Annotated in this window: 22 protein-coding genes, 2 tRNA genes and 1 other RNA gene; 15 read left to right on the top strand and 10 right to left on the bottom strand. The window is 51.3% G+C overall.

Annotated features, from left to right (window positions below; genetic code table 11):
* Positions 1–232: 232 nt before the first annotated feature.
* The gene (locus FDX19_RS01590; protein WP_137381339.1) at positions 233–1,135 is read left to right on the top strand and encodes a LysR family transcriptional regulator; all 903 of its coding nucleotides are present in this window, start codon (positions 233–235) and stop codon (positions 1,133–1,135) included.
* Between the two features lie 105 nt (positions 1,136–1,240).
* On the opposite strand, the gene cobO is transcribed toward FDX19_RS01590, so the two are convergent.
* The 10 genes from cobO to glmS all read right to left on the bottom strand — a co-directional run bounded on the left by cobO (position 1,241) and on the right by glmS (position 12,393).
* Positions 1,241–1,843: a cob(I)yrinic acid a,c-diamide adenosyltransferase gene (gene cobO / locus FDX19_RS01585; protein ID WP_137381338.1), complete on the bottom strand. Its 603-nt coding sequence runs from the start codon at positions 1,841–1,843 to the stop codon at positions 1,241–1,243.
* Between the two features lie 9 nt (positions 1,844–1,852).
* Positions 1,853–3,505: a class I fumarate hydratase gene (locus FDX19_RS01580; protein WP_137381337.1), complete on the bottom strand. Its 1,653-nt coding sequence runs from the start codon at positions 3,503–3,505 to the stop codon at positions 1,853–1,855.
* Between the two features lie 57 nt (positions 3,506–3,562).
* Positions 3,563–4,564 (bottom strand): glutaminase A, encoded by a 1,002-nt coding sequence (gene glsA, locus FDX19_RS01575; RefSeq protein WP_137381336.1) that lies wholly within the window; start codon positions 4,562–4,564, stop codon positions 3,563–3,565.
* 125 nt (positions 4,565–4,689) lie between these two features.
* Positions 4,690–5,994 (bottom strand): dicarboxylate/amino acid:cation symporter, encoded by a 1,305-nt coding sequence (locus FDX19_RS01570; RefSeq protein WP_137381335.1) that lies wholly within the window; start codon positions 5,992–5,994, stop codon positions 4,690–4,692.
* Positions 5,995–6,162: 168 nt separating this feature from the next.
* A complete protein-coding gene (locus tag FDX19_RS01565; protein ID WP_005122536.1) occupies positions 6,163–6,480 on the bottom strand; it encodes a DUF4387 domain-containing protein in 318 nt (105 codons plus the stop codon).
* Positions 6,477–7,847: an acyclic terpene utilization AtuA family protein gene (locus FDX19_RS01560; protein WP_137381334.1), complete on the bottom strand. Its 1,371-nt coding sequence runs from the start codon at positions 7,845–7,847 to the stop codon at positions 6,477–6,479. The genes FDX19_RS01565 and FDX19_RS01560 overlap by 4 nt, the downstream gene beginning before the upstream one ends.
* 3 nt (positions 7,848–7,850) lie before the next feature.
* Complete coding sequence (locus FDX19_RS01555; RefSeq protein ID WP_137381333.1) at positions 7,851–9,092, bottom strand: methylaspartate ammonia-lyase; 1,242 nt, start codon at positions 9,090–9,092, stop codon at positions 7,851–7,853.
* The gene (locus tag FDX19_RS01550) at positions 9,092–10,537 is read right to left on the bottom strand and encodes a methylaspartate mutase subunit E (RefSeq protein ID WP_137381332.1); all 1,446 of its coding nucleotides are present in this window, start codon (positions 10,535–10,537) and stop codon (positions 9,092–9,094) included. The genes FDX19_RS01555 and FDX19_RS01550 overlap by 1 nt, the downstream gene beginning before the upstream one ends.
* Positions 10,538–10,549: 12 nt before the next feature.
* Complete coding sequence (glmL, locus tag FDX19_RS01545) at positions 10,550–11,944, bottom strand: methylaspartate mutase accessory protein GlmL (protein ID WP_137381331.1); 1,395 nt, start codon at positions 11,942–11,944, stop codon at positions 10,550–10,552.
* Positions 11,944–12,393, bottom strand: coding sequence for a methylaspartate mutase subunit S (glmS, locus tag FDX19_RS01540; RefSeq protein ID WP_137381330.1), 450 nt, complete (start codon positions 12,391–12,393; stop codon positions 11,944–11,946). The genes glmL and glmS overlap by 1 nt, the downstream gene beginning before the upstream one ends.
* A 1,218-nt stretch (positions 12,394–13,611) precedes the next feature.
* On the opposite strand from glmS, the gene cydA reads away from it, so the two are divergent.
* The 14 genes from cydA (at position 13,612) to FDX19_RS01470 (ending at position 23,261) form a co-directional block, all read left to right on the top strand.
* Positions 13,612–15,180, top strand: a complete 1,569-nt coding sequence (cydA, locus tag FDX19_RS01535; RefSeq protein ID WP_137381347.1) for a cytochrome ubiquinol oxidase subunit I — start codon at positions 13,612–13,614, stop codon at positions 15,178–15,180.
* Between the two features lie 15 nt (positions 15,181–15,195).
* Complete coding sequence (cydB, locus tag FDX19_RS01530; protein WP_137381329.1) at positions 15,196–16,335, top strand: cytochrome d ubiquinol oxidase subunit II; 1,140 nt, start codon at positions 15,196–15,198, stop codon at positions 16,333–16,335.
* A 14-nt stretch (positions 16,336–16,349) separates the two neighbouring features.
* Positions 16,350–16,463 (top strand): cytochrome bd-I oxidase subunit CydX, encoded by a 114-nt coding sequence (cydX, locus tag FDX19_RS01525; RefSeq protein ID WP_003022970.1) that lies wholly within the window; start codon positions 16,350–16,352, stop codon positions 16,461–16,463.
* Positions 16,463–16,756: a cyd operon protein YbgE gene (ybgE, locus tag FDX19_RS01520; RefSeq protein ID WP_137381328.1), complete on the top strand. Its 294-nt coding sequence runs from the start codon at positions 16,463–16,465 to the stop codon at positions 16,754–16,756. Before cydX ends, ybgE begins: the two co-directional genes overlap by 1 nt.
* 265 nt (positions 16,757–17,021) lie before the next feature.
* Entirely contained in the window at positions 17,022–17,426 is a 405-nt protein-coding gene (gene ybgC, locus FDX19_RS01515; RefSeq protein ID WP_005125439.1) for a tol-pal system-associated acyl-CoA thioesterase, read from the top strand.
* A complete protein-coding gene (tolQ, locus tag FDX19_RS01510) occupies positions 17,423–18,115 on the top strand; it encodes a Tol-Pal system protein TolQ (RefSeq protein ID WP_003022976.1) in 693 nt (230 codons plus the stop codon). The genes ybgC and tolQ overlap by 4 nt, the downstream gene beginning before the upstream one ends.
* Positions 18,116–18,118: 3 nt before the next feature.
* On the top strand, positions 18,119–18,547 hold the full coding sequence (gene tolR, locus FDX19_RS01505; RefSeq protein ID WP_137381327.1) for a colicin uptake protein TolR: 429 nt from the start codon (positions 18,119–18,121) through the stop codon (positions 18,545–18,547).
* Positions 18,548–18,611: 64 nt separating this feature from the next.
* Positions 18,612–19,868 (top strand): cell envelope integrity protein TolA, encoded by a 1,257-nt coding sequence (tolA, locus tag FDX19_RS01500; protein WP_003022980.1) that lies wholly within the window; start codon positions 18,612–18,614, stop codon positions 19,866–19,868.
* Positions 19,869–19,996: 128 nt separating this feature from the next.
* Positions 19,997–21,289: a Tol-Pal system beta propeller repeat protein TolB gene (gene tolB, locus FDX19_RS01495; protein ID WP_003022981.1), complete on the top strand. Its 1,293-nt coding sequence runs from the start codon at positions 19,997–19,999 to the stop codon at positions 21,287–21,289.
* A gap of 34 nt (positions 21,290–21,323) precedes the next feature.
* Positions 21,324–21,842, top strand: coding sequence for a peptidoglycan-associated lipoprotein Pal (gene pal / locus FDX19_RS01490; RefSeq protein WP_003022983.1), 519 nt, complete (start codon positions 21,324–21,326; stop codon positions 21,840–21,842).
* A 9-nt stretch (positions 21,843–21,851) separates the two neighbouring features.
* On the top strand, positions 21,852–22,640 hold the full coding sequence (gene cpoB / locus FDX19_RS01485; RefSeq protein WP_137381326.1) for a cell division protein CpoB: 789 nt from the start codon (positions 21,852–21,854) through the stop codon (positions 22,638–22,640).
* Positions 22,641–22,805: 165 nt separating this feature from the next.
* A tRNA-Lys gene (locus tag FDX19_RS01480) sits at positions 22,806–22,881 on the top strand.
* Between the two features lie 149 nt (positions 22,882–23,030).
* Positions 23,031–23,106 (top strand) — tRNA-Lys (locus FDX19_RS01475).
* A 29-nt stretch (positions 23,107–23,135) separates the two neighbouring features.
* A non-coding RNA gene (locus FDX19_RS01470) (RtT sRNA) lies at positions 23,136–23,261 on the top strand.
* Positions 23,262–23,309: the final 48 nt, after the last annotated feature.

The raw sequence follows: 23,309 nt of genomic DNA, 5'->3' as shown, positions 1-23,309 counted from the left end.
ATTAAGAACTTATTGGCGCTATGTGTCTGAATTTAACCTTAATTAAATTGTGTTTATTGTTGTGCTTGCGTATTATTGGTTAATATTTATCCGCCATCAGTATGAACAAATCATGGATTGGATCAATGACATCAATGCCTGAAATAAAATATAACACTCGATGTTTACTCGGGTGGCATGAATTATTTTTTATAAATTAAACTATTTTTGTACGCTGCATATGGAAGAGGTTATGAGAGGAAAAATACCCAAAACGGAGTTGCTGGTAACTTTTGAAGTGGTTGCGCGTCACGAAAGTTATACCCGGGCAGCTGAAGAGCTGGCTTTAACACAAAGTGCCGTTTTCCGCCAGGTGAATGCGCTAGAGGATTTTCTTAATACAGCGCTATTTAATCATGCCAAAAAGCGCATTTTTTTAAATGCGGCAGGCAAACACTATTTAACTATCGTTAAAGAAACGCTGAACAAGCTTGAACGAGATACGACGACGATCATGACATGGCAGCCGACCGTACAAGTGATCGAACTGGCGGTTAACCCGACGTTCAGTACGCACTGGCTGATCCCAAACCTGCGTGAGTTCAATAAACTCAATCCGGATATTATCGTTAACATTCATTCTCTGGCGAATATTGGTGATTTTCTTAACCGGGAATATGACGCAGCGATCATGCGGGAAGATTTTTACTCTCCGTGGTCGGGGGTCGAGTACCTGTTCGAAGAGGAAATTCTGCCCGTGTGCAGCCGTTGCCTGCTTGCCGAACCGGACCGGAAGCTGTCTGTCGATGAACTGCTGAACGAATACCCGCTTTTGCATCAAAGCACCCGCATCAAAGGCTGGCAGGAATGGTTTGCGCTGTCCGATGTCAGCAGCCCGCTGGTGAATAAAGGTCCGCGATTTGATCTCTTGTCGATGCTGATTGCGGCGGTACGTTCCAACCTTGGCGTCGCATTGCTACCCCGTTTTGCCATTCAGCACGATCTGGATAGCGGGGATATGGTGATTCCTTGCGATGTTCCAATGCGTACCGGGAATCGATTTATCATGACGTGGCGGGAGGAGAAATCAGAGTCCCTGCATTTGGAAATCTTCCGCAACTGGTTGCTAAATAAGTCCGTGGTGTCAGCTGCCTGATGGCGGCTGCGCTTTATCAGGCCTACTGGTGTAGGCCCGATAAGCGTATCGGTATCGGGTAAATCGCCGGATGTGGCGTAAACGCCTTATCCGGCAAAAGAGCGATTACCAGTCGATCCCTGGCTGTGCCTGAATGCCGTTATCAAAAGCGTGTTTAACCGGGCGAAGCTCGCTGACCGTATCGGCAAGTTCAAGTAACAGCGCATGGCAACCGCGCCCGGTGACAATGACGCTCTGGTCGGCAGGGCGATTTTCGATGGCGTTGATAACCTCCTGCGTATCCAGATAGTGATATGCCAACATATAGGTGAGTTCGTCCAGTACGACCAGATCGTAATGCGCATCGGCTAGCATGCGCTTACTTTCCTGCCACACTGCCGTGGCCGCCTCGATATCGGCTTCCCGGCTCTGGGTTTCCCAGGTAAAACCGGTACCCATAATATGAAACTCCACGCCGAGAGGGTGCAGTGTGTTGTACTCGCCATTATCCCACTGGCCTTTGATAAACTGCGCGACGCCAACGGTTTTTCCGTGACCAACCGCGCGCGTCGCCGTGCCGAAGGCTGCGGTGGATTTCCCTTTGCCATTGCCGGTGAAGACAATCAGAATCCCTTTTTTCTCCGTTGCTGCCGCCACGCGGGTATCGACCTGCGCTTTCAGCTTTTGCTGACGCTGGCGATGTCGGTCATTGTTGGCTCGCGCTTCCATGGTCGCTCCTTAATGTCCTGCCGGGCAGGTTGCGCAGCGATGCTGCTGTTCAAACTGACTGAAGAAGTTATTGCCTTTGTCATCCACTAAGACGAAGGCTGGCATATTTTTAACTTCCATCATCCAGACCGCTTCCATGCCCAATTCGGGATACTCAAGGCAGTGCAGGCTCTTCACATATTGCTGTGCCAGCAGGGCCGCTGCGCCGCCGATGCTGCCGAGGCTAAATCCACCGTGTTTGTGGCAGGCATCAGTGACCTGCTGGCTGCGGTTACCCTTGGTGAGCATAATGAGGCTACCGCCTTGTGCCTGGAAGGCATCGACATACCCATCCATACGCCCGCCGGTGGTCGGACCCATTGAGCCACAGGCCTGATTTTCCGGGGTTTTGGCGGGACCTGCGTAATAAACGATATGCTTTTTCATGTATTCCGGCATCGGTTCGCCGTTATCCAGACGCGCTTTGATATTTGCGTGGGCTATATCGCGAGCGACAACAATCGGGCCGCTGAGCGACAGGCGGGTACCAATAGGCAGAGCCGACAAATCATTAAGAATCTCACGCAACGGGCGATCGAGGTTGAGCTGTACCGTCTGGGCGGTGTTTTCAACGCGGTGAGAGTCGGGAATAAACTTACCTGGGTTATGTTCGAGTTTCTCCAGCCAGATCCCGTGTTTATTAATTTTGGCCTTAATGTTGCGGTCGGCAGAGCAGGAGAGGGCCATGGCGATCGGGCAGGAGCCACCGTGGCGCGGCAAACGAATAACGCGAATGTCGTGGGCAAAGTATTTGCCACCAAACTGCGCGCCGATGCCAAATTCGCGGCTGGCATTGAGCAGTTCGGCTTCCAGTGCTGTATCGCGGAACGCCTGGCCCAGTTCATTCCCGCTGGTGGGCAGGTTATCGTAATATTTGGTCGATGCCAGCTTCGCAACTTTCAGCGCCTGGTCGGCAGATAATCCACCAACCACAAAGGCGATGTGGTACGGCGGACAAGCGGCAGTGCCCAGCGATTTCATTTTTTCGATCAGGAAAGCCGTCAATTTCTCCGGCTGCAGAATAGATTTGGTTTCCTGGAACAGCGCGGCTTTGTTCGCTGAGCCACCGCCTTTGTTGACGAACAGGAAACGGTATTCGCTACCCGGCGTCGCGCTGATGTCGATTTGTGCAGGCAGGTTGGTCTGGGTATTGACCTCGTTATACATGTCCAGCGGGGCATTTTGTGAATAACGCAGGTTACTTTCCGTAAAGGTGGTATATACACCCTTGCTTAATGCTTCGGCATCATCGCCACCGGTCCAGACCTGCTGGCCTTTGCTGGCGACAATGGTGGCGGTACCGGTGTCCTGGCAGTTGGGGAGTACGCCTTTTGCTGAGACTTCGGCATTGCGCAGCAGCTGTAACGCAACGTACTTGTCATTACTGCTGGCCTGTGGATCGTGCAAAATGCTGGCAATCTGTTTCAAATGTCCGGCGCGCAGGAAAAATGAAGCCTCATAAAATGCCTGCTGTGCTAACAAGGTTAACGCTTCCGGCGCAACCTTAATAACTTCCTCTCCGTCTAACTCTGTCACCGTAATGTGTTGATTACTGAGCAATTCATATTCGGTATTATCTTTACTCTGAACAAAGAGTTCCTGCCAGACAAATGGTTTAGACATGTTTACTTCTCACCTCTTCATTTTTGCCGGATGAGCGAAGCGCCATCCGGCATCAAGTTATTTTGCTAAAAAGACATTGGCCTGCGTCGCGTCAGCGACATATTCGATAGTTCTCTGAGCACGAACGCTGTTACCGGCTTCGTCCAACGGCGGAGAATAGACGGCAATCGCATATTTACCGGGCACTACCGCAACCATTCCGCCGCCAACGCCGCTTTTCGCCGGAATACCGACGCTGTACAGCCATTTGCCGCTGCCGTCGTACAGTCCGGCAATTGCCATTTCAGCCAGCACCTGCGGCACATAGCGTTCATTCAGCAACTGCTTACCGTTGAAGGGCGATTTGCCTTTGTTCGCGAGTACGGCACCCATTTTGGCCAGTTGCTCAACGGTGATATCCACTGAGCACTGGCGGGTATATATTTCGACCGCTTCCTCTGTGTTGCCGTAGAAACTGTTATAGGACTCCATCAGCTTCGCCAGTGCCTGGTTGTGCTGATTGGTTTCCATCTCGGATTTGAATACCGGTTCGTTGACCGTGAGTTTGGCATCCGCCCAGACATTCAGGTTGTCGAGGATTTTGTTCCAGCGATCGGTTTTGTCTTTGGCCTCAATCAGGCTGACGGTGCTCATTGCACCTGCATTCACCAGTGGGTTTTCCGGCGCGCCTTTCGTGAGTTCAACGGCTAAACCTGAATTGAATGGCATGCCGGTGGCATTGGCCCCGAGTTTATCCAGAACCACCTGAGGGCCATGCTGTTCCATGGCGAGCGCCATGGTGAAGACTTTACTCAGGGATTCCATCGGGAAGGGCTTGTTAACATCACCTACCTGGTAGATTTTTCCGTCTACAGTGGCAACGGTGATGGCAAAATTATTGGGACTGTAGCTCGCCAGGGCAGGGATATAGTCGGCGACTTTGCCATCATGGTTACTTTTGTATTTCTGATGTGCCTGCTCTATTAACTTTGCGTAGTCCGGCGTGGTTTGCGCGAATGAGGCAGAGCTAAACAAGACGCTGAAAGCAAAGAGACTCACGCCGAGAAGAGTTTTAGTCATGGTGCTTTCCTGTTGGGGTACTCATCATGGTGCCGGATGGCGGCGTACCGCCTTATCCGGCCTACGGATAGTTAAACGTTATGTAGGCCGGATAAGCGCAAGCGCCATCCGGCAATAACGAGGTATCAGGACAACGCAACCTCTGTTTCGGTAACCGGGCGGTCTTGCTCCGGTGTTTTGACTGGCGCGGTTCCGCGGCAGCCTGAACCAAAGTGTTCACCTTCCCAGCGACCTACAATGGCAGCACCCATGGCATTACTCATGACGTTAGTGGCGGAACGACCCATATCGAGGAACGGATCGACGCCCATCAGCAGGATCAGACCGGCTTCCGGAATGTTGAACTGGTTCAGCGTAGCGGCAATAACCACCATGGATGCACGCGGCACACCTGCCATCCCTTTTGAGGTCAGCATCAGGATTAGCAGCATGGTGATTTGCTCGCCCATGCTCAGCTCAATGTTGCACGCCTGGGCAATAAAGACGGTGGCAAAGGAGCAATAGGCCATGGAACCGACGAGGTTAAAGGAGTAACCGATCGGCAGAACGAAGCTGGCAATTTTTGACGAGACGCCGAATTTTTCCAGCTTATCCAGCGTGCCAGGGAAGGCCGCTTCAGAACTGGACGTGGTAAAGGCCAGCAGCGCCGGTTCGAAGATTGATTTGGTGAGGCGGCTGATGCAAGGACCAACAATGAGTGTCGACAGGCCAATTAGAATTGCCCACAGCATGCCCAGTGTCAGGTAGAACTCGCCCATAAAGATACCGGCGCTGACCATTACACCCAGGCCACGCTCGGCAATCAGGCCGGAAATAGCCGCGAAAACGGTCAGCGGGGCAAACAGCATGACGTAGCCTGTCAGCTTCAGCATGACGTGTACCAGCGAATCCAGAACCTTAACGATAGGCTCGGCTTTTTCACCGATGGCGGCCAGGCTGCAGCCGAGGAAAATGGAGAACACCACGATCTGCAGGATTTCGTTACGCGCCATCGCGTCAACGATACTGGTTGGTACGGCATGTGAGATAAAGACTTTCAGCGTGAACGGCTCTGACTTAACAGCGGCAACAGCGCCTGCGTCATGCGCAACAAAGTTGATGCCCGCGCCCGGCTGGAAGATATTAACGATAACCAGACCCAATGCGATCGACAGCAGTGAGGCACAAATAAACAGGAAAAAGGTTTTAGAAAATATACGACCCAGCGTTTTGGCATCGCCCATCTTGGCAATACCGACAACCAGAGTTGAAATAACCAATGGCGCAATAATCATCTTCACCATACGTAAGAATATAGTGGTGAAAATGGAAATATCCTGTGCATATGATTTTGCTGTTTCAGCCGCGGCCATATTATTAATGGCCACCCCGGCAATCATGCCGAGTATCAGGCCTAATATGATCATCTTCGTTAAACTAATTTTCTTCATGTGTACTCCATCGGATAAAGGCTGGTAATTGGAATAATGTAGGGTGGCGTGTGCCTGAACCCGGACAGCAGCTCAGACGCACGCCTGTTGTGACCAACCGCATGAATATTCGAAGCACTGTGATACAGCTGAACTCTGTGCTCCAATGGCTGTTATTGTGTTTTTTTGTTACAGATCGAATTCAATACTTAATAATGGTGCGTGTTGCTGCGCACCATAAACATCATTGTCACCGACATTGCCGGAAATAATATCGCGCGGCATGACAATTTTTACTGCGTTAGCGGGATCAAACCAGACAATATTGTGAATAAAGTCAGGTTCGACATTATATAACCCAGCAATAAGTTGCGGAGTTAATTGCTCCGAACGTTTTACTCGCTGATAGTCTTCCCGGGTTTTAAACAAAATATCTAAAACCAGTTCGTACGGTCCGGCATTTTTGGAGCGAATGACCTGCGCCAGTGAACAAATTGATTGTTTCATGCCTGAACTCCTTCTGGCGTCACCTGCTCAATGTGGAAATCAAACCGCAGTGCATCGCTGGCTTCAATCAGGTGATAGATCGAGAACTCATACACCGGCCCACTCTGAATATCAGATGGCGAGAATGGGAAAGCGAGGTTGCCCGCGGTCGCAATACGATTTTCATAGCCGTAGTGCAGTAGGGTAGAGCGCACCAGCGAGCAAACGCTGTTGGCGATATCCTGCGTTGGCGCGACGACGTCCAGTAGAATGCCCAGTTCATGACCGGCGGTTTTCATCGGTTCATGATTGCCCATCACGCCATTCTTACCGTAAAGGTGGAACGTCATGCGGATACTGTCATCATTCAGTGAGAGGTTACGTGCCACGCTGGCTTGTACTTCTTCGAGAATGGTGTCGATACCGGCAATCATTATCGGGTCGCGCGTCCCGGCGATAGTCAGACAGCGGAAGCCAACCTGACGCGCGCCTTCCAGTTTCAGTGCATACGGCGTTTCTTCATGACGCGAACCGCTGACATACACTTCACCTTCGTTAACCGCGGTGAAAGTACAGGCCTTCAGGTTCAGTACGCCGCCCGGTCCCGGCAGGAAGTACGGGTCGGACTTCTCGTACAAGGTATGCGCCGCAGCGGAGGTTTCAGTGAACTTACGCTTTGGATTGAACGCTTTCAGCGTAAAGCCGTTGTCGTCGATGATCCCCATTGCGCAATCCGAGCCGGAGCCAGGGGTTGCTGCAATGGCAGCACACTCAAGGATCTTACCGCAGTGCAGCGCCAGACCTTCATCAAAGCCTTGCATAATCGGCAGCGCCGCGAAGCAGGCTGGATCGTAAGCGCGTCCGCCGAGAACAACCTGTGCACCCGCTTTCAGCGCGCGCTGGAAAGGTTCGACACCCATCTGCGCGACGATGTAGGTACTGTCTTCAATGGCTTCGTGCGTTAACTCAGGCACGAAATCCAGCGCGGTGATTTTGCCGTTATCCAGCGCCTGGTGAACCACGTCTTTATCAACATCAGACGGGATCAGCGCCATGGAGAAAGACAGTTTTTCTTCCTGGGCAATCTCATGGATTATCTGGCGGCACCACTCCAGATGCGGAGCAGCACCGGAACCACCAGCGGTGCCGATGACCACTGGGATGTTGTTCTTAACGCCCGCCACGATCATATAGCGCAGATCGCGTTTTACCCCGGCCCGGTCAGTGAAGGGTTTACCTGCCCCCAGGTAGTGGGGGCCCGGATCGGAGGAACCTGCGTCAACAGCAATAAGATCCGGTGACTCTTCCATGGCTTTACGAAAACTCTCTTCCGGGAAGCCATAACCCAGGATAGCCGTAGGCGATAAGATCTTAAATGTGCGTGCCATCTCTTAATCCTTAGTTTGCAACAGCGCGATGGTGCGGTTCATTTCGTTAAACACGATGTTGAGACCTTCATCGAATCCCATACCCGGTTTTACCAGCATGCGCATTGGACGTGCGGCCAGTGCCACGTGTACGCAGGTGCGGGCACTGATCTCGGTTTCGTTACAGGTACCGCCCTGATAGGCTTCCATAGCGTGTTTGTTGCAATACAGCACCGCATCAACGATGTTGTGAATACCGCCCAGATCCGGAGTCTTGATCTGCACCATGTGGCAGCTGCCCGCATCGGTAAAGTCCACGATGTCCTGATAGGTGTTACACCATTCGTCGGCGACAATTTTCACGCCGGAGCCCAGACGGGTCAGCTCTTTGGTGATGGCGGTTAACATGCGGATCTGATCCGGCTTGTTACCGGCATCAACCGGACCTTCGATATACAGCGGCAGACCTTGCGCTTCGGCTTCCAGGCTGGCGATGTATTCGGCGCAGCGCACCGGGTCCATATCAAAAATCAGGCCGATCGTGCCGTACACATCGATATGCAACGTCGGGTGATAACGCTCGCTGGTGCGCAGGCTTAAGATACGGTCGGACAACCAACGCACATACTCACGCAGTTTTTCGCCTTTAAAGCCCAGCTTCTCTTCCACGTTGTTGATCAGCGCATGCGGCAGGACATCCACACCTTTGAGGATCATTTTGTCGACGGCGATATAGCGGTCGTCACCACTCTGACCAAATAACGGAATGGCTTCCGGTACGCACGGCAGCTGCCACTCGTCGCATACCACTTCAGTTTTCAGACGACCGGTAGCCAGCGCCGCCGCGTCAAGCAGTGCCTGAGACAGACCGTAACGAACGGCGGTATGCAGTAGATGGCCGTCAATACGCAGTTGGTCAAAGAAACGGGCATTTGGCAGGAATGCATCAACGTCACGGCCTTCCAGCAGCGGTTTGATGTGATCGTTGAGGAACGGAATGAAGTTCTCAGCCAGGAACAGCGGATCACGGCCGCCGGCACCTGAATATTGCACTGCAGCGCAATCACCCACTGCGACCGCGCCGTTTTCCAGAACCAGCTGGACCGATACGCATTCACCTGCCTGGCGCACGGAGGTAAAGCCAGGCGTTACCGGATCGCCGGTATAGATAAAGCCGTCATGACCTGCGCCGTTTTTGATGGCCTGCTGATCGTCAAAATAAAATGAGGAGTAGCCAGCGGTGAAAAGGGCCTGTTTGATTTTCATTATGGTCTTCCTATTAATTTACTGTGGGATACGGCGTTGATGTCATCAATGACCATCTGGAAAGAAGGTTTGCGACCTTCAAAATGTGCGCGCTCTGCAACGTAGTCGTGGTGCAGCGCGAGAATGTCTTTTGGCAGTGGAACCGCACCGGCTTCGAGAATACGGATAGCGCCTGTGTTATCGCGCACCGGCAGAATTTTGCCTGCGTTGCAGGCGGCTGGGGCGAAGGGGACATCCAGAACACCGGCTTCAAAAGCCAGTACCGTACCGCGTGCAATGTCGCCATTACCCATCTCGAAGACTTTTTTCAGTACTGCGCGGACTTCACTCTTAATCAGTTCGACTTCCTGTTCCACGGCAGCGCACTGCGGGAATTTCTGGTCGCTAACCATGTTAAGCATTTGGCGTGACGCTTTAAGGCCCTGAGCGTTCGCCGCGGCAGTTGGGATGCCGAAGGCTTCATGCGGGCTCTTGGTTATGACTTTTGTGGCACCGGACATGCCAGCAACCGCAGCACCCCAGGCGATAACGGAGAAGGCTTTTGCTTCATCTTCCGGGAATCCGCCCATCCACTGGTGGAATACGGTACTCAGCTCATAATCATCGAAGCCGTGGTTATGGAAGTATTCGTGGGACAGTTCACGCAGCGCCTGAATGGCGGCGATATCCTGCGTCAAACTACCGACCTGACCGTAACCGACGGTAATGGACTTCACGCCTTGTTCCAGTGCCAGCAGACCTTCGATAATCGCCACCGAGTGGGACATAAACGGCGGGATCAGGGTGCCAGTCAACGGACCAAAGGGTTCACGGTTGATGCGAATACCATTTTCTTCGTACAGTCCCATCAGGCGATCGCAGTACTGCCAGTCACGAATGGATTTTTCCAGCGTGACGCGTTTGGCGTAAGGGATGTTGTAGGAGATACCGCCCCCTTCGTAGCTGGTAAAGCCACTGGCCATGGCGATTTCTGCCAGCAGACGTGCATCTGGCGTACCGTGGCGGACCTGGATTGGTTTTTCCAGCGACTCAGTCATACGGCGGCAGGCAGCAACCCCATGATTGACGACGGGTAAACCATTCAGTTTAGAGGTGCCCGCCTCGATAGATTTTTGGATCCCGACAGCCGCTTCTTCATAGCGGTTCAGACGGGTATAGGCATCGATTGTACTTGGCAGGAGGTCACATTCTTCCTGCAATGTTTTAAGCAGCTCAATGTGTTCATCCATGAGTGCGACGCCCGCACGCGGTTGGCTCAGCGTTTTACCTTCTTGATCGGCCTTCAACAGCGCGAGGGAGAAGCGTTTTGAATCTGGAATTGATTGCTGGTACTTCACGCCATCTTCGAAGTTCTCAACGTCTTTGCCGGTTTCCCAGGTTTGCAATACCTGATGCCTTTCGGTCATGAATTCGTCGTGGGTCAATTTTTTATTTCGAAGTTCCATTCGTAGCTGCCTTTAGTTTTGTAGGGTTAAACACTGAATGCTGGTGCGAGCAGCGGCTTGCGGGTACAGCCTGGCGACGTTTGCCAGTAGCGGGAGCAGGCCATATGAATCGCGGTAATACTCAAACTGATTCGGTAACAGAATTCTTTTACCCTGGTCGTCCAGCTCCCGGTATTTGAGCCAGTTATGGATATCGAACTGGCTGGCGCGAGAGAGCCACCCACCTGAACCGACAACTTTTCGTACGGTGGTGAGATCGCGACCCATCTGTAAATCCACGTTACCGACGCAGGTGCAAACCTGCTTCTTAGTGCCCGCGTGGCGCTCAGTGGCATAGCCCACGCACAAACCGGCTAACAGAGTGTCGAAATATTTCTCTTCCTCGTTGACCGGCAGGTAGTCCGGCTGCCCAACCAGATGTCGCAGGTAGCGATAAAACGCCTCCTCACGTTGTGGCTGTTGGGCAAAAACAACTTTCACCATATCCTGCGTGCTTTCTCCCACCACGACGGCGGAAACGCGCATGCCCAAATCACCTTCAACGGTACGTTTGACGAAAGGTTCAGGGACACCATGCAGGACAGTATCGGGGGAGAGGGTATTCGCGCTGGCTGAATAGACATCCGTGGTGGCGCCACCCATATCGATCAGCATGAATTCCTTCCATGCGCTGTCGTAATCGCTAATCGCTTTTACCAGTTCATACACCGTCCACGGCGTCGGCATGGGGTCTTCGCCAGTTTCCCCCACGATGACGTCAAGACCTTTACCTTTTACGATGCGTGACAAGAACACATCGCAAATGGCCTGGCGAGCGGCAAACGGATTCGGGTGATCGAGATCCGGCAGGATGTTGTCTACCGTGGTCAGATCTTTGTGACCCAGAATCGTTTGTATTTCGTCCTGAATATCACGGTTTCCGGCATAGATGATGGCGCAATCAAGCTTCGAATCCGCCAGTGCACGCGCATTGGCCAGGCCATAGCTTTCTTCACCGCCATCTGTACCGCCCGTAAACAGCAGGATATCTGGCGGGACGGATTCCAGCTCCTGGATGTCATGACGGTTGAGCTTGTACGAATAATATTGCGCGATTTTCGCTCCTGCCGAGTGAGCGGTAACTTTCGCCGATTCCAGCGTAATGGAAGGCACCAGCCCCATTGCTGCAACGGCGAGTCCACCTTTGGCTGAGGAGGAGTACTTCAACTGCACTTCACCACTTTTCAGTAACGGGCGAGCATCGGCAACATTCAGCACCTGATTCAGGCTGGCAAAAAAACCGTCTGCCAGATGATGTGTGGTGGTTGGGGTCAGGACATGATTGACCAGCGTTAACTCCTCTCCTTCCTGTGCGAAGAGGGCTGCCTTGGTCCATGTCGAGCCGATATCGACAGAAACTGTTTGCATCAGATGGCCTCTTCCAGGCAACGCTGTTCGAGGCCATTGTGTTGGTGAATATCGTTAGTGATAAGCGAGCAGACATCTTCCAGGTCGTGGCTGGGGGCGAAAACGCGGTTGAAGCCCATTTCTTTAAACTTCACTTCGACATCGGCAAAATCGTGTTTGCCCACAACAAGGTTACCGCCGACATACAGCAGAATGTCGCCGAGGCCGCGTTCAATGCAGCGCTCACGCAAGCCGAGGCAGTCAATGTCGCCGTGGCCGTAGATGGAGGACACCACGATGGCATCGGCGCCTGTTTCAATTGCGGCATCAATATATTCATCCTGGCTCACCATCACCCCGAGGTTGATTACGTGAAAATCATGAGCAGTAAAAACGCGATCCAGAACTTTATTGCCTACTGCATGGCAGTCAGCACCGATGACGCCAATAACAAGTGTAGATTTCTTCATGGGTAATCCTCTGTAGGGCTGATGGTCAATAAGTAAAAAATATTTCTAATATTTAGAACATGGATTGTGACAACCTCTTAATAGGGTTGGAGTTTCTGTGGAAGCGAAAAAGGAAGCAATTGATCTATTTTCAAAATATCCTGCATAAAACGATTGTTATATTGTCTTTTTATAAAAATGCATTTAAATCAATATCTTATAAATTAGTTTCTATTGGTTATTTTATTTATTAGCGAATTGAGTAATAAACCACTTGCCATGTTTGTGATCGAAATCTTATTTTGTGCTGCAGGCGTTATCAGGGGCGTTTTTAATAATTTAGAAAATGGCATTCGCTAAATAACTTGTGAACGACATAACGGTTTTTTATTTATTAATCTTATATGTCGTAAATATTTTTTGTTAAATTTAAGATAAAAATGATAATGAATTGTTCGGAATATATTTATTCTTTGGCGTAGAGGTGATGTTGTGGCGGGAGTGATAACTTATAGTGATGTTTTAAGCGAAACGGTGGGTCTCTGCGGGGCGATCGCCAAGCCTCAGGGCACCGGTCAATGTTTGCCGCTTCGCTTTCAGTTGAGATAGTTACATCGCGGTGTTAATTATAAGTAAAATTAAAATGAATAATTTGTATTAAATAATGATTACAGGACTTGCTAAACAAAAAACTGTGAGCTACCCAGCAATAGTGACTCTTTATCTGTCCATAATTTTGTCCCGCCGACTGGTTAAAAGATCGTGTAGATTTAAATAAATATCCTATCATTTGTAGTAACGGCAATTACTCATTGAAAAACATATCGTTAACATGGTGTTCACTAGTCGCACTAGCGATAAACACTATTAACATTAAAATTGAAAATTGATTTAAATCAATGTTTAAAACTTGGTAAACATCATCAAATGAGGTTAAATTGCTGCAGATCAAATTGGTCTGAAAGTGATAAATTAGCTATAAATTGATCACTATCGAAAAATGCAAATTTACCTCGATAAAAACCTGTTTATTGTAAGGATTTTACGGCGTAATATAATTGCGGGATCAATTTGAGTGTTTTATTAACATGTTTGTAACTTTTCATCCTTGTCCTTTCTTCAAATGAGAAGAAAGAGCAGTGGGGGAAGGAAGCAAATAAATTTGTATTGGGGCATGCGTGTGACCCTTTCTAACGGGGTTCACTCTCGGAGTCTTCATGCGATGAGCAAGGAGTCATGATGTTAGATATAGTCGAACTGTCGCGCTTACAGTTTGCCTTGACCGCGATGTACCACTTCCTGTTTGTGCCACTGACGCTCGGTATGGCGTTCTTGTTGGCCATCATGGAAACGGTCTACGTCCTTTCCGGCAAACAGATTTATAAAGATATGACCAAATTCTGGGGCAAGTTGTTTGGTATCAACTTCGCTCTGGGTGTGGCAACCGGCCTGACCATGGAGTTCCAGTTCGGGACTAACTGGTCTTACTATTCCCACTATGTCGGGGATATTTTCGGTGCGCCGCTGGCGATTGAAGGTTTGATGGCCTTCTTCCTCGAATCCACCTTTGTAGGTCTGTTCTTCTTCGGCTGGGACCGTTTGGGTAAAGTCCAGCATATGTGTGTCACCTGGCTGGTGGCGCTGGGTTCTAACCTGTCCGCACTGTGGATTCTGGTTGCGAACGGCTGGATGCAAAACCCAATCGCTGCGGATTTCAACTTTGAAACCATGCGTATGGAGATGCTGAGCTTCTCTGAACTGGTGCTCAACCCGGTTGCTCAGGTGAAATTTGTTCACACTGTGGCTTCTGGTTATGTTTGTGGCGCGATGTTCGTTCTGGGTATCAGCTCCTACTATATGCTGCGCGGCCGTGACTTCGCGTTTGCTAAACGTTCTTTTGCTATCGCTGCCAGCTTTGGTATGGCTGCCATTCTGTCTGTTATTGTTCTGGGTGATGAATCTGGTTACGAAATGGGCGACGTGCAGAAAACCAAACTTGCTGCTATTGAAGCCGAGTGGGAAACTCAACCTGCACCGGCATCCTTTACGCTGTTCGGTATTCCGGACCAGGATGCGCAGGAAAACCATTTTGCGATTCAAATTCCTTATGCCCTGGGCATCATTGCTACCCGCTCCGTTGATACACCGGTCATTGGTCTGAAAGATCTGATGGTGCAGCACGAAGAGCGTATCCGTAACGGGATGAAAGCGTATCAGCTGCTGGAAGAACTGCGTGCAGGCTCTACCGATCAGGCTGTTCGCGACCAGTTCAACAGCATGAAGAAAGATCTGGGATATGGTCTGCTGCTGAAACGTTATACAGATAAAGTGACCGATGCGACTGAAGCGCAAATCCAGCAAGCCACGAAAGACTCTATCCCTCGTGTTGCACCGCTGTACTTCGCATTCCGTATTATGGTGGCGTGCGGCATCCTGATGCTGGCTATCATTGCTGTGTCCTTCTGGACCGTGATTCGTAATCGTATCGGCGAGAAAAAATGGCTGCTGCGCACTGCGCTGTATGCGATTCCGCTGCCGTGGATTGCCATTGAATCTGGCTGGTTTGTCGCAGAATATGGCCGTCAACCGTGGGCGATAGGTGAAGTGTTACCGACAGCCGTGGCGAACTCTTCGCTGACTGCGGGTGATCTCATCTTCTCGATGCTGTTGATTTGCGGCCTGTATACCCTGTTCCTGGTGGCTGAACTGTACCTGATGTTCAAGTTCGCACGCCTTGGGCCGAGTAGCCTGAAAACCGGTCGTTATCACTACGAGCAGTCTACTGTGACTACTCAGCCGGCACGCTAAGACAGGAGTCGTCAAATGATCGATTATGAAGTATTGCGTTTTATCTGGTGGCTGCTGGTTGGCATTCTGCTGATTGGTTTTGCGGTCACTGATGGCTTCGACATGGGGGTGGGCATGCTCACCCGTTTCCTCGGTCGTAATGACACCGAGCGTCGAATTATGATTAACTCCATCGCCCCGCACTGGGACGGTAACCAGGTATGGCTTATCACCGCGGGTGGCGCACTGTTCGCTGCATGGCCGATGGTGTACGCTGCTGCGTTCTCCGGTTTCTACGTGGCGATGATCCTGGTACTGGCGTCATTGTTCTTCCGTCCGGTCGGTTTCGATTACCGCTCCAAGATTGAAGACATGCGCTGGCGCAACATGTGGGACTGGGGCATCTTCATTGGTAGCTTCGTTCCGCCGCTGGTTATCGGCGTTGCGTTTGGCAACCTGCTGCAAGGTGTTCCGTTCCATATGGATGAGTACATGCGCCTGTACTACACCGGTAACTTCTTCCAGTTGCTGAATCCGTTTGGTCTGCTGGCAGGGATTGTGAGCGTAGGGATGATCATCACTCAGGGCGCAACCTATCTGCAGATGCGTACCGTAGGCGAACTACACCTGCGTGCACGTACCACCTCACAGGTTGCGGCGCTGGTGACTCTGGTTTGCTTCGCACTGGCCGGTGTTTGGGTTATTTACGGTATTGATGGTTATGTGGTGACTTCCGCACTGGATCACCACGCGGCCTCTAACCCGATGACCAAAGAAGTGGCACGTGAAGCGGGCGCATGGATGGTGAACTTTAACAATGCACCTATCCTGTGGCTGGTTCCGGCGTTGGGCGTGGTTCTGCCGCTGCTGACCATTCTGACTTCTCGTATGGAGAAAGGGGCCTGGGCGTTCATCTTCTCCTCACTGACGTTAGCCTGCATCATCCTGACTGCCGGTATCGCAATGTTCCCGTTTGTGATGCCATCCAGCACGATGATGAACGCAAGCCTGACCATGTGGGATGCCACCTCCAGCCAGCGTACATTGAACCTGATGACCTGGGTTGCGGCGGTGTTTGTACCGATCATTCTGCTGTACACCAGCTGGTGTTACTGGAAAATGTTCGGTCGCATCACTAAAGAAGATATTGAAAGCAACACCCACTCTCTGTACTAAGTAAGGAGCTAAGAATGTGGTATTTCGCATGGATTTTGGGAACGCTTCTTGCCTGTGCATTTGGGATAATCACAGCGCTGGCGCTTGAGCACGTTGAATCAGGCAAAGCCGGACAAGAAGATAGCTGATGACCAACATTATCGCGATGGTATACAACGCGATGGATAAGCGCCCCTTGCGGGCGCTTTCCTTTGTGCTGGCAATCGTGTTGGCTGGCTGCATATTCTGGGATCCATCACGTTTCGCGGCCAAAACCAGCGAGCTTGAGATCTGGCATGGCTTCCTGCTGATGTGGGCGGTCTGCACTGGCGTCATTCATGGCGTTGGATTCCGTCCTCGCGCGGTGCACTGGCAGGGCATCTTCTGCCCGCTGATCGCAGATATCGTCCTCGTTGTTGGACTGTTTTTCTTCTTCTTTTGAATAAGAAACATCCTTAAATATTTATGGGCTTGCATAAGCCCATAATTTTTTACTCTCCGTTTACTTTCCCCCATTCCAAAGCACCATTCCCGCGAGTATAGTAGCGAAGTTTGAAAGCACTACCGGGATGTACAGTGAAGACAGCGCGATATACAACGACATTCTTGATGCATCGCGGCGGCAAGAACGCGAGTCACCAGGCGTTTACAAAGATAAGCGTAAGCGACCGGTGTGAGTGGACGAAGCCAACAAAGAGGCAGTAAGAATGAATAAGTATATATTTCGATGGCCGGTTCGTGTCTATTATGAAGACACCGATGCCGGTGGGGTGGTTTACCACGCCAGCTATGTCGCTTTTTATGAGCGAGCACGCACAGAGATGCTGCGTCATCATCACTTCAGCCAGCAGGTGCTGTTGGCAGAACGTGTAGCCTTTGTGGTGCGCAAGATGACCCTGGAATATTTTGCGCCAGCCCGGCTCGACGATATGCTCGAAGTCCAAACCGAAATTACGTCAATGCGTGGCACCTCATTGGTTTTCACGCAACGCATTGTCAACGCAGAGAACGTCGTGCTGAATGAAGCCGAAGTTCTGATTGTTTGCGTTGATCCACTCAAAATGAAGCCTCGTGCGCTTCCCAAGTCTATTGTCGCGGAGTTTAAGCAGTGACTGACATGAATATCCTTGATTTGTTCCTGAAGGCAAGCCTTCTGGTTAAACTTATCATGTTGATTTTGATTGGTTTCTCAATCGCATCCTGGGCCATTATTATCCAGCGGACCCGTATTTTGAATGCCGCCTCACGTGAAGCAGAAGCGTTTGAAGACAAGTTTTGGTCCGGCATCGAATTATCGCGCCTGTATCAGGAAAGTCAGGGGCGTCGTGATAATCTGGCGGGTTCTGAACAAATTTTCTACAGCGGATTCAAAGAATTTGCGCGCCTGCATCGGGCAAATAGCCATGCGCCGGAAGCGGTGGTTGAGGGGGCATCCCGTGCGATGCGTATCTCTATGAACCGCGAACTGGAAACGCTGGAAACACATATTCCGTTCCTCGGCACCGTCGGTTCCATCAGCCCGTATATCGGCCTGTTCGGTACCGTTTGGGGGATCATGCACGCATTCATCGCGCTGGGTGCGGTAAAACAGGCAACCCTGCAAATGGTTGCACCGGGTATCGCGGAAGCGTTGATTGCAACGGCCATCGGCCTGTTTGCGGCAATCCCGGCGGTTATGGCTTATAACCGACTGAATCAGCGCGTGAACAAGCTGGAACTGAATTACGACAACTTTATGGAAGAGTTCACCGCGATTCTGCACCGCCAGGCGTTTACCGTTAGCGAGAGCAACAAGGGGTAAACCATGGCCAGAACGCGTGGACGAGGTCGTCGCGAACTTAAGTCCGAAATCAATATTGTACCGTTGCTCGACGTATTGCTGGTGCTGCTGCTGATCTTTATGGCAACCGCGCCAATCATTACACAGAGTGTGGAAGTCGACTTGCCGGATGCGACTGAGTCGCAAGCCGTCAGTAGCAACGACGAACCACCGGTCATTATTGAAGTTTCCGGTGTTGGGCAATACAGCGTGGTGGTTGAAAAAGACAGGATGGATCAGCTACCGCCAGAGCAGGTTATCGCGGAAGCGAAGAGTCGCCTGCAGGCCAACCCGAAAACGGTCTTTTTAATCGGTGGTGCGAAAGACGTGCCTTATGATGAAATAATTAAAGCGCTGAACTTGTTACACAGTGCAGGCGTGAAATCGGTTGGCTTGATGACGCAGCCAATCTGATGACTGCGTTTTGCTGGCTTGAAAGATAGCACGTAACAGGCGAACAGTTTTTTGGGAACCGAGAGTGTCAAAGGCAACCGAACAAAACGACAAGCTCAAAAGGGCGATAATTATTTCAGCGGTGCTGCATGTCATTTTATTTGCGGCACTGATCTGGAGTTCGTTCGATGAGCACATTGATGCTTCAGCCGGCGGTGGTGGTGGCTCGTCCATCGACGCCGTTATGGTCGATCCTGGTGCTGTTGTTCAACAGTACGACAGGCAGCAGCAACAGCAGGCAAGTGCGAAACGTGCAGAAGAACAGCGTGAGAAACAGGCGCAGCAGCAGGCCGAGGAGCTTCGTGAGAAGCAGGCGGCAGAGCAAGAGCGTCTGAAACAGCTGGAGAAAGAACGTTTAGCAGCGCAGGAAAAAGTGCGCGAGCAGGCGGAACAGCAGAAACAGGCTGAAGCCGCTGCGGCGAAAGCACAGGAGCAACAAAAGCAGGCTGAAGAAGCGGCGGCGAAGGCTGCTGCAGACGCGAAAGCCAAAGCAGATGCTCAGGCGAAACAAGCGGCAGATGCCGCGAAGAAAGCCGCTGCTGATGCCCAGAAAAAAGCTGAAGCTGAAGCTGCAAAAGCGGCTGCCGATGCTAAGAAGGTTGCTGAGGCACAGGCTGCCAAGGCCGCCGCAGACGCCGCGAAGAAAGCACAGGCTGAGGCCGCTAAGCAAGCTGCAGCCGAGAAAGCTGCTGCTGAGAAAGCAGAAAAAGCCGCTGCCGCGAAAGCTGCCGCTGCTGAAAAAGCGGCGGCTGATAAGAAAGCCGCTGCAGAAAAAGCAGCAGCAGACAAAAAAGCTGCAGCCGAGAAAGCCGCTGCCGATAAGAAAGCTGCGGCAGATAAAGCAGCAGCAGCTAAAAAGGCTGCGGCCGAAAAAGCCGCTGCAGCCTCTGGCGTTGACGACTTGTTGGGTGACCTGAGCTCCGGTAAGAATGCACCGAAATCGGGCGGTGGAGCGAAAGGAAACGGCCAACCGGCGAAAGATAGTGGTACAAGTGGTGCCAATGGTGGTGCTTCTGGCGCGGATATCAGTGCTTACGCATCTCAAATTCGTAATGCGATCCAGAGCCGTCTGTATGGTGCAGATTTGTATGCAGGTAAATCTTGCGTATTACATATCAAGTTAGCACCCGATGGTCTGTTACTGGATGTGACCGAAGAGGGCGGGGATCCGGCACTGTGTCAGGCTGCGCTGACGGCTGCGAAAACCGCCAGAATTCCTAAACCGCCTAGCCAGGCAGTTTATGAAAAAGTAAAAGATGCCAAACTGGACTTCAAACTGTAATAACGGCCCCTGAGAAATCAGGGGAAACGGTCTAAGGTTGAGACAGAGTTCTGGTAGTTTTGTGTATTTGAGTTTGTTAACATTCTGCTAAATTATCGTGGGCGTTCCGTCCAGATAAGGGAGATATGATGAAGCAGGCATTACGAGTAGCATTTGGTTTTCTGATGCTGTGGGCAGCGGTGCTGCATGCAGAAGTACGTATCGAGATCACCCAAGGGGTAGACTCGGCACGCCCGATTGGTGTTGTCCCGTTCCAGTGGGCAGGGCCGGGCGCTGCACCTGAAGATATCGGTGGTATCGTAGGTGCTGACCTGCGTAACAGCGGTAAATTTAACCCGTTAGACCGTTCTCGTCTGCCTCAGCAGCCCGGTACCGCGCAGGAAGTTCAACCTGCCGCTTGGTCTGCGCTGGGCATTGATGCCGTAGTCGTCGGCCAGGTTACGCCGAACCCGGATGGTTCTTACAGCGTTGCTTATCAGCTGGTTGACACCGGTGGCGCACCGGGTACCGTACTGGCACAGAACACTTATAAAGTGAACAAGCAGTGGCTGCGTTACGCGGGCCATACTGCAAGTGACGAAGTGTTTGAAAAACTGACCGGTATTAAGGGCGCATTCCGTACCCGTATCGCGTATGTTGTTCAGACCAACGGTGGTCAGTTCCCGTACGAATTACGTGTGTCCGACTACGATGGTTACAACCAGTTCGTGGTACACCGTTCTCCGCAGCCGCTGATGTCTCCGGCGTGGTCTCCGGACGGTTCAAAACTGGCGTACGTTACCTTCGAAAGCGGTCGTTCTGCACTGGTTATTCAGACACTGTCTAACGGCGCGGTTCGTCAGGTTGCTTCGTTCCCGCGTCACAACGGTGCACCTGCTTTTTCACCGGATGGCAGCAAACTGGCGTTTGCCCTGTCTAAAACCGGTAGCCTGAACCTGTATGTTATGGACATTGGTTCCGGTCAAATCCGTCAGGTGACGGATGGTCGTAGCAACAACACGGAACCGACCTGGTTCCCGGACAGCCAAAACCTGGCCTTTACGTCTGACCAGGCCGGTCGTCCGCAGGTATATAAAGTTAACGTCAACGGCGGTGCTCCGCAGCGCATTACCTGGGAAGGTTCGCAAAACCAGGATGCTGATGTCAGCAGCGACGGTAAGTTTATGGTAATGGTAAGCTCGGCCAATGGTCAGCAGCACATTGCCAAACAAGATCTGGTAGCGGGTGGCGTACAAGTTCTGTCGTCAACGTTCCTGGACGAAACGCCAAGTCTGGCACCTAACGGCACTATGGTAATCTACAGCTCTTCTCAGGGGATGGGATCCGTGCTGAATTTGGTTTCTACAGATGGGCGTTTCAAAGCGCGTCTTCCGGCAACTGATGGACAGGTTAAATTCCCTGCCTGGTCGCCGTATCTGTGATAATAAATAATTGATTAATAAAGGAATCATTGAAATGCAACTGAACAAAGTGCTGAAAGGGCTGATGATTGCTCTGCCTGTTATGGCTATTGCGGCATGTTCTTCTAACAAGAACGCCAGCAATGACGGCAGCGAAGGCATGCTGGGTGCCGGCACTGGTATGGATGCAAACGGTAGCGGCAACATGTCCTCCGAAGAGCAAGCGCGCCTGCAGATGCAACAGCTGCAGCAGAACAATATCGTTTACTTCGATCTGGATAAGTACGATATCCGTTCTGACTTCGCTGCAATGCTGGATGCGCACGCTAACTTCCTGCGTAGCAACCCGTCTTACAAAGTCACCGTAGAAGGTCATGCGGACGAACGTGGTACTCCTGAGTACAACATCTCCCTGGGTGAACGTCGTGCTAACGCCGTTAAGATGTACCTGCAGGGTAAAGGCGTTTCTGCGGACCAGATCTCCATCGTTTCTTACGGTAAAGAAAAACCTGCAGTACTGGGTCATGACGAAGCGGCTTACGCCAAAAACCGTCGCGCCGTACTGGTTTACTAAGAGAATTGCATGAGCAGTAACTTCAGACATCACCTGTTGAGTCTGTCGTTACTGGTTGGCATAGCGGCCCCCTGGGCCGCTTTTGCTCAGGCGCCAATCAGTAGTGTCGGCTCTGGCTCGGTCGAAGACCGCGTCACTCAACTCGAGCGTATTTCTAACGCTCACAGTCAGCTTTTAACCCAACTCCAGCAACAACTCTCCGATAATCAGTCCGATATCGATGCCCTGCGCGGTCAAATTCAGGAAAGTCAGTATCAGCTGAATCAGGTTGTTGAACGCCAAAAACAGATATTGCTGCAGATGAATAATCTTGGCAGCGGTAGCGCGCCTGCGGCGCAATCTACGGCTGGCGATCAGAGTGGGGCGGCAACCCCGGCACCCGATGCGGGTGCTGCCGCTTCGTCAGGCGCTCCGGCGCAAACTGGCGATGCGAATACTGATTACAATGCGGCAATCGCTCTGGTGCAGGATAAATCCCGCCAGGATGATGCGATCGTTGCATTTCAGAACTTCATCAAAAAGTACCCGGATTCTACTTACCTGCCAAATGCGAATTACTGGCTCGGTCAGTTGAATTACAACAAGGGTAAAAAAGATGATGCAGCGTTCTATTTTGCATCCGTAGTTAAAAACTTCCCAAAATCACCGAAGGCTGCAGACGCGATGTATAAAGTCGGCGTCATCATGCAGGACAAAGGTGACACAGCAAAAGCGAAAGCCGTTTATCAGCAGGTTATCACTAAATACCCTGGTACTGATGGCGCGAAACAAGCGCAAAAACGTCTTGGCGCGATGTAATGCACACCATGCGACCAGAAATCGTGTTATTTCTGGTCGCGTCGTGTGATTCCTAAGCAGTTGAGTCATTTACATCGAAATTTTTGTTGCGCTAAAATCTGAAATCAGTAATATATGCCGCCGTTGCCAAGGGATATCAAACAAACCAAAAGCAGCGCAAAAGTTGGGTCGTTAGCTCAGTTGGTAGAGCAGTTGACTTTTAATCAATTGGTCGCAGGTTCGAATCCTGCACGCCCCACCAACTTTAACATCGTACTCAGATGTTAAACGTGAAGGATAACGTTGCTTTAGCAACGGCCCGCTAGGGCGAGACGAAGTCGAGTCATCCTGCACGCCCCACCAATTCTTATATTGGTGTCGAGTAAAAAATTTTTCAGGTGACATCCGAGCGGGTCGTTAGCTCAGTTGGTAGAGCAGTTGACTTTTAATCAATTGGTCGCAGGTTCGAATCCTGCACGCCCCACCAGTGTAAAAAGGCGCCCTAAAGGCGCCTTTTTGCTATCTGCGATTTATAAGATTCGAACCTGCAGCAGGTTCGGGTCTCACGTAGTGAGACAACGGAGCCGTTTACGGCGACGGCCCGAAGGGCGAGCGAAGCGAGTCATCCTGCACGCCCCACCAGTGTAAAAAGGGCGCTGGCGGCGCCTTTTTGCTATCTGCGATTTATAA

It is taken from the genome of Citrobacter sp. wls619 (genome assembly GCF_005281345.1).
In the GTDB taxonomy this organism is placed as follows: domain Bacteria; phylum Pseudomonadota; class Gammaproteobacteria; order Enterobacterales; family Enterobacteriaceae; genus Citrobacter.
Note: the sequence above shows the minus strand (reverse complement) of the source record. Positions and strands in the feature narration are given on the sequence as shown.